General features: G+C 75.7%; 8 protein-coding genes. 5 read left to right on the top strand and 3 right to left on the bottom strand.

Going from position 1 to position 10,141, the window contains the following annotated elements; translation table 11 throughout:
• Window positions 1–93: 93 nt before the first annotated feature.
• The 3 genes from ACRYR7_RS11180 to ACRYR7_RS11170 all read right to left on the bottom strand — a co-directional run bounded on the left by ACRYR7_RS11180 (window position 94) and on the right by ACRYR7_RS11170 (window position 2,935).
• Entirely contained in the window at window positions 94–462 is a 369-nt protein-coding gene (locus ACRYR7_RS11180; RefSeq protein WP_432572164.1) for an RNA-binding S4 domain-containing protein, read from the bottom strand.
• 19 nt (window positions 463–481) lie between these two features.
• Window positions 482–2,137, bottom strand: a complete 1,656-nt coding sequence (gene pgm, locus ACRYR7_RS11175) for a phosphoglucomutase (alpha-D-glucose-1,6-bisphosphate-dependent) (RefSeq protein WP_432572163.1) — start codon at window positions 2,135–2,137, stop codon at window positions 482–484.
• A gap of 105 nt (window positions 2,138–2,242) precedes the next feature.
• On the bottom strand, window positions 2,243–2,935 hold the full coding sequence (locus ACRYR7_RS11170; RefSeq protein WP_432572168.1) for a DUF1275 family protein: 693 nt from the start codon (window positions 2,933–2,935) through the stop codon (window positions 2,243–2,245).
• Between the two features lie 227 nt (window positions 2,936–3,162).
• Here ACRYR7_RS11170 and ACRYR7_RS11165 point away from each other — a divergent pair, with 227 nt between their 5' ends.
• The 5 genes from ACRYR7_RS11165 (at window position 3,163) to ACRYR7_RS11145 (ending at window position 10,141) form a co-directional block, all read left to right on the top strand.
• The gene (locus ACRYR7_RS11165) at window positions 3,163–4,806 is read left to right on the top strand and encodes an ABC transporter substrate-binding protein (protein WP_432572162.1); all 1,644 of its coding nucleotides are present in this window, start codon (window positions 3,163–3,165) and stop codon (window positions 4,804–4,806) included.
• A gap of 10 nt (window positions 4,807–4,816) precedes the next feature.
• Window positions 4,817–5,770, top strand: coding sequence for an ABC transporter permease (locus ACRYR7_RS11160; protein WP_432572161.1), 954 nt, complete (start codon window positions 4,817–4,819; stop codon window positions 5,768–5,770).
• Complete coding sequence (locus tag ACRYR7_RS11155; protein WP_432572160.1) at window positions 5,767–6,711, top strand: ABC transporter permease; 945 nt, start codon at window positions 5,767–5,769, stop codon at window positions 6,709–6,711. The genes ACRYR7_RS11160 and ACRYR7_RS11155 overlap by 4 nt, the downstream gene beginning before the upstream one ends.
• A gap of 68 nt (window positions 6,712–6,779) precedes the next feature.
• Complete coding sequence (locus ACRYR7_RS11150) at window positions 6,780–8,522, top strand: gamma-glutamyltransferase family protein (RefSeq protein WP_432572167.1); 1,743 nt, start codon at window positions 6,780–6,782, stop codon at window positions 8,520–8,522.
• Complete coding sequence (locus ACRYR7_RS11145; RefSeq protein WP_432572159.1) at window positions 8,519–10,141, top strand: dipeptide ABC transporter ATP-binding protein; 1,623 nt, start codon at window positions 8,519–8,521, stop codon at window positions 10,139–10,141. The genes ACRYR7_RS11150 and ACRYR7_RS11145 overlap by 4 nt, the downstream gene beginning before the upstream one ends.

The following is a 10,141-nucleotide window of genomic DNA, read 5'->3' as shown; positions in this document are numbered from 1 at the left end:
CCCCCCCCGCCCCCCCCCCCCCCCCCCCCCGCCCCCCCGCCCCGCGCCCCCCGGGGGGGGGCCCCCCCGCCCCCCCCCCCCCCCCCCCCGGGCTCAGTCCTCCCGCGCCCCGCGCAGGCGCTCCATCTCGCGCCGGTCGCGCTTGGTGGGGCGCCCGGCGCCGCGGTCGCGGTTGCCGAACGCCCCGAAGAACTCGTCCCTCGGCGGCGGGGGAGGGGAGTTGTCCACGTACGCCTGCGCGGCGACCGGCGCACCCACCCGCTTGGTCAGCGGCTGCACCACCTCGAAGACGCGCTCGTAGCCCTCGGCGCGCACGCGCACCTCGTCGCCGGGCACCACCTTCGTGGCGGGTTTGGCGCGCTCGCCGTTCACGCGCACGTGCCCCGCCTTGACGGCGCTCGCGGCGACCGAGCGGGTCTTGTACAGCCGCACCGCCCAGACCCACTGGTCGACCCTGGTCACCCTCGCCCCACCGCCCGCGTCAGGAGCCCGACAGGACCCCGTCGACCAGCTCCTGCGCCTCGGACTGCACCTGGCGCAGGTGGTCGGCGCCCTTGAAGGACTCCGCGTAGATCTTGTACACGTCCTCGGTGCCGGAGGGGCGGGCGGCGAACCACGCGTTCTCCGTCACGACCTTCAGCCCGCCGATCTTCGCGCCGTTGCCGGGCGCCTCGGTGAGCTTGGCGACGATCCGCTCGCCGGCGAACTCCTGCGCGGTGACCTGCTCGGCGGACAGCTTCGACAGCGTCGCCTTCTGCTCGCGGGTGGCCGCGGCGTCGCTGCGCTTGTACTGCGGCTGGCCGTGCTTGGCGATGAGGTCGCCGTAGTGCTCGCTGGGGGTGCGGCCGGTGGTGGCGATGATCTCCGAGGCCAGCAGCGCCAGCAGGATGCCGTCCTTGTCGGTGCTCCACACCGACCCGTCGCGGCGCAGGAACGAGGCGCCGGCGCTCTCCTCGCCGCCGAAGCCGACGGAGGCGTCCAGCAGGCCCGGCACGAACCACTTGAACCCGACGGGGACCTCCAGCAGCGTGCGGCCCAGGTCCTGCGCCACCCGGTCGATCATCGAGCTGGACACCAGCGTCTTGCCGATCGCGGCGCCGGCCGGCCAGCCGTCGCGGGTGGAGAACAGGTACTGGATCGCCACCGCGAGGTAGTGGTTGGGGTTCATCAGCCCCGCGTCGGGGGTGACGATGCCGTGACGGTCGGAGTCGGCGTCGTTGCCGGTGGCGACCTGGAACTCCGAGCGGCGGTCGATGAGGGAGTGCATCGCCGACGGCGAGGAGCAGTCCATGCGGATCTTGCCGTCCCAGTCCAGCGTCATGAACCGCCAGGTGGGGTCCACCAGCGGGTTCACCACGGTGAGGTCCAGGCGGTGCCGCTCGGCGATGGCCGCCCAGAACTCCACGCTCGCCCCGCCCAGCGGGTCGGCGCCGATGCGCACCCCCGCGGAGCGGATCGCGTCGATGTCCAGCACGTTGGGCAGGTCGTCGACGTAGGTGCCCAGGAAGTCGTAGCCCTGCGCGGCGGCGCGCGCCTTCGCGAACGGCACGCGCCGCACGCCCTCCAGGCCGGCCTCGAGGTAGGCGTTGGCCCTCTCGGCGATCCAGCCGGTGGCGTCGGTGTCGGCCGGGCCGCCGTTCGGCGGGTTGTACTTGAACCCGCCGTCGCGCGGGGGGTTGTGCGAGGGGGTGACGACGATGCCGTCGGCCAGGCCCGGGCCGCTGGTGCGCACGCGCGCGCCGTCGCGGTTGGCGCGCAGGATCGCGTGCGAGACCGCCGGGGTGGGCGTCCAGGAGTCGCGGTCGTCGACGAGGACGGTGACGTCGTTGGCGCCGAGGACCTCCAGCGCCGAGGTCCACGCCGGCTCCGAGAGGGCGTGGGTGTCGCGGCCCAGGAAGAGCGGGCCGTCGTAGCCCTGCTCGCGGCGGTGGTCCACGATCGCCTGGGTGGTGGCGAGGATGTGCTGCTCGTTGAAGGCGGCGTCCAGGCTGGAGCCGCGGTGCCCGGAGGTGCCGAAGGACACGCGCTGGGCGACGTCGGAGGGGTCCGGGGCGACCGCGTAGTAGGCCGTGACGACGTGCGCGACGTCGATGAGGTCGGAGGCTTCGGCGTGCTGACCCGCCCGCGGGTTCGTCATGGTCCCTCTTCCGTGCCGGTGGCGTGCTGACGTGCGGGTGTCGATGCTGCACCCGCGGGCGCCACCCTGCCAGCCCTCGCGCCGGCCCGGCAGCCCCGCGGCCGGTCAGGCGGGGGAGCCCCCGCGGGCGCGGGCGGCCTCGTGGCGGCGGGCGTGGGCGCGCAGGTGGCCCAGCAGGGCGGCGAGCAGGGTGATCGCCGCGGCCACCGCCAGGCCCGCGGAGATGTGCCAGCGCAGCAGCGCGGCGCCGGCGGCGGCCCCGGCCAGGATGAGCAGCACCGCGCCGAGCCGGCGCCGCCAGCCCTCGCCCGTGCCGCCGGCCAGGCGGGAGTCGGCGGCCAGGCCCGTCAGCGTGGAGGTCACCACGACGGTGGTGACGTCCTTGACCGCCAGGCGGCGGGCGGCGGCGGCCTGCGCCCCCATGAGCAGGCCCAGCAGCGCCGTGACCACCAGGGCGCCGGCGGGGGGCGTGCCGCCCGGCTCGACCGGGACGGCGTCGCCCAGGGCGGCGACGACGCCGGCCAGCGCGGCCAGCCCGGCGCCCACGAGCGCGAAGACGACAGTGGAGGCGGTCGTCCACCCCTTGCCGGCCCGGCGCAGGACCCGCCCGACGGCCGCCGCGCCGGCCAGGAACGTCAGCAGCGCCAGCACCGGGCCCACGACCGGCAGGTCCTCCGCGCCGGTCAGCGCCATGCCCAGGATGACGACGTTGCCGGTCATGTTGGCCGTGAAGACGCGGTCCAGGCCCAGGTAGCCGACGGCGTCGACGACGCCGGTGGAGAACGTCAGCGTGAGCATGAGCGCCAGGTGCCAGGACTCGGGGCGGACGGGGTTTCGCGGCACGGGGCCTCCGATCGTCGGGCCCGGCGGGAGCGGGCGGGGTGGCCGGGACCGTACCGGAGGACCGGCCGGCCCGGACGCGTCACGCGGGTGTCCACGATCCGAAACACCGGTGAAACACCCTGTCCCTACGGTGACCGGATCGTATACGTTCCCGGTCCACCAGCCGGTGAGGGAGGACTCCCGTGAACACCAGGACGACAGCGCGCGCCGGGGCGGCGGCCGCGGCGCTGCTCAGCCTCGCCGCGTGCGTGCCGGTGCAGCCGGTGCGCCCCGCGCCACCGCGCGAGGACGTCACGGGCGTGCCGGTCGGCGCGCGGACCGTGCGCGAGGGCGGTGACCTCGTCATGGGGCTGTCCTCCGAGCCGGACCGGCTGGACCCGACGACGTCCTCCTCGCTCTACACGCGCTACGTCATGAACGCCGTGTGCGAGAAGCTCTACGACATCGACGCCGAGGGCGAGATCGTCCCTCAGCTCGCCGCGGCCCTGCCGAGCGTCTCGCCCGACGGGCTCACCGTGACGATCCCCGTGCGCACCGACCCGGTGTTCGCCGACGGGACCCCGTTCGACGCCTCCGCCGTGGCCACCACGCTCACGCGCAACCTCACGCTGGAGGGTTCCACCCGCAGGAGCGAGCTCGGGCCGCTGGAGGAGGTCAGCGCCCCCGACGCCTCCACCGTCGTGCTGCGGTACGCGCGGCCGTTCTCGCCGATCACGGCGGCGCTCGCCGACCGCGCGGGGATGGTGATGTCCCCCACGGCGCTGGAGCAGCGGGGGGAGGAGTTCGGCGACCACCCCGTGTGCGTGGGGCCGTTCCGGTTCGCCGAGCGCGTGCCGCAGACGTCGATCAGGGTCGAGCGCGACCCGCTGTACTACGCCGCGGACGAGGTCCACCTGGACTCGATCACCTACCGCATCATGAACGACGCGAACATCCGCGCCGCGAACCTGCGCTCGGGCGACGTGCAGGTCGCCGACTCCCTGTCCCCGCAGGACATCGACGCCCTGGCCCGCGAGGAGGGCGTCGGCCTGCTGCAGACCGGTTCCTACGGGTACCAGGCGGTCACGTTCAACGTCGGCAACACCGACGGCGCCGGCGAGCCCCCCGGGCGGATCGACACGCCGCTGGCGACCGACCCGCGCGTGCGCGAGGCGTTCTCCCTGGCGGTGGACCGCACCGCCCTGGTGAACTCCGTCTTCAACGACTACTACGAACCGGCCTGCTCGTTCCTGTCCCCGGACAGCACGTTCTCCACCCCCGCCAGCGAGGCGTGCCCGCCGCACGACCCGCAGCGCGCCAAGCAGCTGCTCGCAGAGGCGGGGGTGGCGCTGCCGTACCGGATCCGGCTGGCGACGTCGAACACCGCCGACTCCCTGCGCCTGGCGCAGGCGCTGCAGGCCAGCGTCGCCGACACGGGTTTCCAGGTCGTCATCGAGCCGATCGAGTACTCCACCCTGCTGGACGTGCAGTCCGAGGGCGACTTCGAGGCCGTGCAGCTCGGCTGGTCCGGGCGGGTGGACCCGCACGGCAACACCAGCAGCTTCCTGACCACCGGGGCGGGCAGCAACTACTCCGGCTACTCGAACCCCGAGGCCGACGACCTCGTGCGGCGGGCCTCGCAGAGCACCGACCCGGCCGAGCGCGCGGAGCTGTACGGCCGGCTGGTGCAGGTCGTCCAGCGCGACAACCCGCTCGTCTACCTGTACCGGGTGCGCAGCACCACCGGGTACGTCTCGCGCGGCGAGGACGCGGTGGCCGGGATCGAGACCTACTCCGACGGCGTGGTGCGGCTGGGCCGCGCCGCGTTCGTCCAGAGCGACGAGTGAGGAGAGGACCGTGGCACGTTTCCTGCTGACCCGCGTGTGGCAGAGCGCCGTGACGCTGCTGCTGGCGTCGGTCGTCGTCTTCGCCGGGGTGCGCGCCCTGCCCGGCGATCCCGCCCTGGCCGCCGCCGGGGAGGAGGCCACCCCGGAGCAGGTGGCCGCCGTGCGCGCCGAACTGGGCCTGGACCAGCCGCTGCCGGTGCAGTACTGGCGCTTCCTCACCGACCTCGCCTCCGGCGACCTGGGCACCTCCGTGCGCACCGGGACGCCGGTGAGCGAGCTCATCGCCGCCACGCTGCCGGTGACGGTGTGGCTGTCGGCGTACGCGCTGCTCGTCGCCCTCGTCGTCGGCCTGGGCGCCGGCGTCCTGGCGTCGGTCAAGCGCGGGTGGTCGGAGTTCTCGCTGAACTCGCTGTCCCTGCTGGGGCTGAGCGTGCCGAGCTTCTGGCTGGGGCTGCTGGCGATCCTGTACCTGGCCGTGGGCGCCGGCTGGTTCCCCGCCTCCGGGTACGTCTCGCCCCTGGAGGACCCGCTGCGCGCCCTGCACCACCTGACGCTGCCCGCCCTGGTGCTCGGCGCTGGCACCGCCGCCGTCGTCATGCGGCAGACGCGCGCCTCGATGCTGCAGAACCTCTCCGCCGACTACGTGCGCACCGCCCGGGCCGGGGGCGCCTCGCGCTCGCGGGTCGTGCTGCGCTTCGCGCTGCGCAACTCCCTCGTCGTGGTCGTCACCCTCGTCGGCCTCCAGCTCGGCGGGCTGGTCTCCGGCGCCGTGGTCACCGAGCGCATCTTCGGGCTGCCCGGGTTCGGCAAGCTCACCCTGGACTCGGTGTTCAGCCGCGACTACCCCGTCGTCGAGGGCGTCGTGCTCGTCGTCACCCTCGCCTACGTCCTCATCAACCTGGCGGTCGACGTGCTCTACACGGTGCTCGACCCCCGCATCCGCGTCGCGGGAGGAACCCGGTGACCACACCCCCGAACACCCCCGGCCCGGGCACGGGCACCGGCACGGGCGCGGGCGCGGCCACCGCGCTCGCCCCCGCCCCCGGCCGCCTCGAGGTCGACCTGGGCACCGACCGCTGGCGGGTGGCGCGGCACGTGCTGCGCGACCGCCTGGGCCTGACCGGCGCGGTGCTGCTCGTGCTCGTCGTCGGGGCCGCCGTCCTGGCGCCGCTGCTGGCCCCGCACCCGCCCGCGCAGGTGCACTTCGAGACCCCGTTCCAGCAGCCGCGCACCGTGGGGTTCCCGCTGGGCACCGACGACCTCGGGCGCGACGTCCTCTCCCGCGTGCTGTTCGGGGCGCGCGCCTCCCTGCAGGTCGGGGTGCTGGCCGTGGCCCTGTCCGTCGTGGTGGGCACCGCGCTGGGCATGGCCGCCGGGTACTGGCGGCGCCTGGACGGCGTGGTCTCGCGCCTGACGGACGTGGCGCTGGCGTTCCCGTTCCTGGTGCTGGCCGTGGGCCTGGCCGCGATCCGCGGCGCGAGCCTGTCGAACGCGGCGATCGCGCTGGGCGTGGCGCACGTGCCGCAGGTGGTGCGCGTGGTGCGCGCGGAGACGCTGCGCCTGAAGGGCGCCGACTACGTGCTGGCCGCCCGCACGATGGACGCCTCCGGCGCGCGCATCCTGGCCACCCACGTGCTGCCCAACGCGCTGCCCGCGGTCGTCGTGCAGGCCACGGTCATCATGCCCGCGGTCGTCATCGGCGAGGCGCTGCTGTCCTTCCTCGGCCTGGGGGTGCAGCCGCCCACGCCGAGCCTGGGCATCATGCTCTCCGACGCGCAGCAGTACATCTTCCGCGCGCCGTCCGCGGCGCTGTTCCCCGGCCTGGCGATCGTGCTCATCTGCCTGGCGTTCAACCTGCTCGGCGACGCCCTGCGCGACGCCCTCGACCCCGGAGGATCCCGGTGACCACCAACCCCGCCTTCACGGCGCCGCCCGCGGACACCACCCGCCCCACCCTGCGCGGCACGTTCGGCATGACGGCCTCCACGCACTGGCTGGCCACCGCCACCGGGCAGTCCGTGCTGGAGCGCGGCGGCAACGCCTTCGACGCCGCGGTGGCCGCCGCGTTCGTCCTGCACGTCGTCGAGCCGCACCTCAACGGCCCCGGCGGCGACATGACGGCGGTGTTCGCCACCGCCGCCGACCCCACCCCCGTGGTGCTCAACGGGCAGGGCCCGGCCCCGGCCGCGGCGACGATCGAGCACTACCGCGGCGAGGGCCTGGACCTCGTGCCCGGCGCCGGCGGCCTGGCCGCCGCCGTGCCCGGCGCGGTGGACGCCTGGCTGGTGCTGCTGCGCGACCACGGCACGTGGGAGCTGGCCGACGTCCTCGAACCGGCCATCGGCTACGCCCGCGACGGGCACCCCGTCGTCGGCCGGGTGGGCACCACCATCGCCTCCGTCGCGGACCTCTTCCGCGAGCACTGGCCCACCTCGGCGGCGCTGTGGATGCCCGAGGGTCGCGTCCCGGCCGCCGGGGAGCTGGTGAGGAACCCGGCGTGGGCGCGCACCCTGGAGCGCCTGGTCGCGGCGGGCGAGGGGGAGGGCACCCGCGAGGCGCGCATCGAGGCGTTCCGCCGCGAGTGGCGCGAGGGGTTCGTCGCCCGCGAGGCGGTGGAGTTCCTGCGCACCCCGCACCGGCACTCCTCCGGCACCGACCACGCCGCCGTCATCGAGGTGGCCGACTTCGCCGCGTTCTCCGCCGGGTACGAGCCGGCCTGCACGCTGGAGTTCCGCGGCACCACCGTCGCCAAGACCGGCCCGTTCGGGCAGGGCCCGGTGCTGCTGCAGGCGCTGGCGATCCTCGACGGCTTCGACGACGCCGACCTGGACCCCTCCACCGAGCGCGGCGCCCACCACGTGCTGGAGGCCCTCAAGCTCGCCCTGGCCGACCGCGACGCGCACTACGGCTCCGCCGCCGACCCGGCCGTCCTGGCGCACCTGCTCTCCCCGCAGTACGCCGAGGAGCGCCGCGCCCTGATCACCGAGCGCGCCAGCCTGGAGTTCCGCCCCGGCCGCGTGGGCGGGGCCGAGCCGTTCGTGCCGCCGCTGCGCACCGAGGCCCCCGAGGCCGTGGGCGTGGGGGAACCCACCCTGGGCGAGCCCACCGTGGAGGCCGTGGGCACCACCCGCGGCGACACCTGCCACGTCGACGTCGTCGACCGCTGGGGCAACGTCGTCTCCGCCACCCCCTCCGGCGGCTGGCTGCAGTCCTCGCCCACCGTGCCCGAGCTGGGGTTCTGCCTGGGCTCGCGGCTGCAGATGACGTGGCTGGAGGAGTCCTCCCCCTCCGCGCTGCGACCCGGGCAGCGCCCGCGCACCACCCTGACCCCCACCCTGCTGCTGCGCGACGGCGTGCCCGTGGAGGCCCTGGGCACCCCCGGCGGCGACCAGCAGGACCAGTGGCAGCTCGTGTACCTGCTGCGCCGCCTCGTCGGCGGCTACGAGCCCCAGCAGGCCATCGACGCGCCCTCCCTGCACACCACCTCCATGCCCGGCTCGTTCTGGCCGCGCACCTGGACCCCCGGCGGCGCCGTCGTCGAGCCCCGCCTGGGCGAGGACGTCGTCGCCGGCCTGGAGCGCCGCGGGCACGTCGTCACCCGCGCCGGGGACTGGAGCCTGGGCCGGCTCTCCAGCGTCGGGCGCGACCCGGCCACCGGCGTGCTGCACGCCGCCGCGAACCCGCGCGGCGCCCAGGGCTACGCGGCGGGGCGGTGAACCCCGTGGAAGACCACCTGGAGGAGGACCCCGTGCAGGACCCCGCCGAGCTGCTGCGCGTGGAGGGCCTGGACGTCGGCTACACCACCGCCGCCGGCCCCGCGCAGGTCGTGCACGGCGTGGACCTCGTGGTGCGCCGCGGGCAGCGCGTGGCCGTCGTCGGCGCCTCCGGCTCGGGCAAGTCCACCACCGCCGCCGCCGTCCTGGGCCTGCTGCCCGGCACCGGCCGCGTCACCGGCGGGCGCGTCCTGATCGGCGGCGAGGACGTCACCGCCGCGCTGCGCGCCGGCGACGAGCGCCGGCTGCGGCGCCTGCGCGGCCGGCAGGTCGGCCTGGTGCCGCAGGACCCGATGTCCAACCTCAACCCCTCCGCGCGGGTGGGCCGGCAGGTCGCCGCCGTCCTGGAGGTGCACGGCCTGGCCCGCGGCGCCGCCGCCCGCGCGCGCGCCGTGGAGCTGCTCACCGAGGCCGGCATCCCCGAGGCCGCCCGCCGCGCCAAGCAGTACCCGCACGAGTTCTCCGGCGGGATGCGCCAGCGCGTGCTCATCGCCATGGCGCTGGCCGCCGAGCCGGAGCTGCTCGTCGCCGACGAACCCACCTCCGCGCTCGACGTCACCGTGCAGCGGCAGATCCTCGACCACCTCGAGCGGCTCACCGCCGCCCGCGGCACCTCCCTGCTGCTCATCACCCACGACCTGGCCCTGGCCGCCGAGCGCTGCGACGAGGTCGTGGTGATGTCCGACGGGCGCGTCGTCGAGCGCGGCCCGGCGCGCGCGGTCCTGCACGAGCCGCAGCACGAGTACACCCGCCGGCTGGTGGCCGCCGCCCCGGCCGCCGCCGCGCGCACCACCCCGCGCGCGGTGCCCCTCGCCGCCACGCTGGAGGAACCCGTCCTCGTGGTGCGCGACCTCGTCAAGGAGTACCGGGTGCGCGGGCAGCGCGAGAGGCTGCGCGCCGTGGACGGGGTCTCCTTCACCGTGCGGCGCGGCACCACCACCGCCGTCGTCGGCGAGTCCGGCTCCGGCAAGTCCACCACCGCCAAGCTCGTCCTGGGCCTGGAGCAGCCCACCGCCGGGGAGGTCCGCGCCACCGGCGGCCGGCGCGAGCTGCAGCCGGTGTTCCAGGACCCGCACGGCTCCCTGGACCCGACGATGACCGTGGAGCGCCTGGTCGACGAGCCGCTGCGGGTGTTCCGCGTCGGCGACGCGCGCAGCCGCCGCGCCCGCGTCGGCGAGCTGCTCGACCACGTCGCCCTGCCGCGCACCCTGGCGCAGCGCCGGCCCGCGGAGCTGTCCGGCGGGCAGCGCCAGCGCGTGGCCATCGCCCGCGCCCTGGCGCTGGACCCCGCGCTGGTGGTGTGCGACGAGGCGGTCTCCGCCCTGGACGTGCTCGTGCAGCAGCAGGTGCTCCAGCTCCTGGAGCGGCTGCAGGACGAGCTCGGGCTGAGCTACCTGTTCATCACCCACGACCTCGCCGTCGCCCGCCACGTCGCCCACGACGTGCTGGTGATGCGCCGCGGTCGCGTCGTCGAGCAGGGCGGGGTCCACGAGGTGTTCGACGCCCCGCAGCACGAGTACACCGCGGACCTGCTCTCGGCCATCCCCGGCCGGGCCGCCTGA

Source organism: Kineococcus gurbantunggutensis (assembly GCF_050871925.1).
GTDB lineage: Bacteria > Actinomycetota > Actinomycetes > Actinomycetales > Kineococcaceae > Kineococcus.
The sequence above is the reverse complement of the archived record's forward strand: the minus strand, read 5'-3'. Positions and strand labels throughout refer to the sequence as shown.